The organism is Salmonella sp. 5800 (genome assembly GCF_046558195.1).
Taxonomy (GTDB): Bacteria; Pseudomonadota; Gammaproteobacteria; order Enterobacterales; family Enterobacteriaceae; genus Salmonella; species Salmonella enterica.
Genome location: NZ_JBGDOX010000032.1, coordinates 1 through 617, shown reverse-complemented (window position 1 = coordinate 617; position 617 = coordinate 1). Strand labels below are relative to the sequence as shown.

1 protein-coding gene is annotated in these 617 nt (G+C 64.0%); it reads right to left on the bottom strand.

Annotation, left to right across the window (positions count from 1 at the left end; genetic code table 11):
- A partial coding sequence (locus ACLJZ5_RS22065; RefSeq protein WP_410959032.1) for a sodium ion-translocating decarboxylase subunit beta occupies positions 1 to 617 on the bottom strand: 617 nt, incomplete at both ends.

Here is a 617-nt window from a genome sequence, read left to right as displayed (position 1 = left end):
GAACCGATAAGCGGGTTGATTTTGTTCTTACTGCACAGGTTCAGCAGCTTCGCCATCAGCACCCCGGCCGCCGTCCCGATACCAAAGGCAATCACCCCCAGCAGCAGAATGCCCAGCGTCTGCGGCTGCAGGAACTTGTCCGCCACCAGCTTGGCGCCCACCGACAGCCCGAGGAAGATGGTCACGATATTAATCAGCCCGTTCTGCACCGTATCGCTTAACCGCTCCACCACGCCGCTCTCGCGCATCAGGTTGCCGAAGCAGAACATCCCCAGCAGCGGGGCCGCGTCCGGCAGCAGCAGCGCCACCAGCAGCAGCAGCACCGCCGGGAACAGAATCTTCTCCCGCTTGCTCACCGTGCGCAGCTGCACCATGCGGATTTTCCGCTCCTTCTCCGTGGTCAGCGCCTTCATAATCGGCGGCTGGATTAACGGCACCAGCGCCATATACGAGTACGCCGCCACCGCGATGGCCCCCAGCAGCTCCGGCGCCAGTTTCCCGGAGAGGTAAATGGCCGTCGGGCCGTCCGCGCCGCCGATGATGCCGATGGCCGCCGCCTGCGGCAGGGTGAAGGAAATCAGGCCGAAGTAGTTCAGCGTCAGCGCCCCGAGCACCGT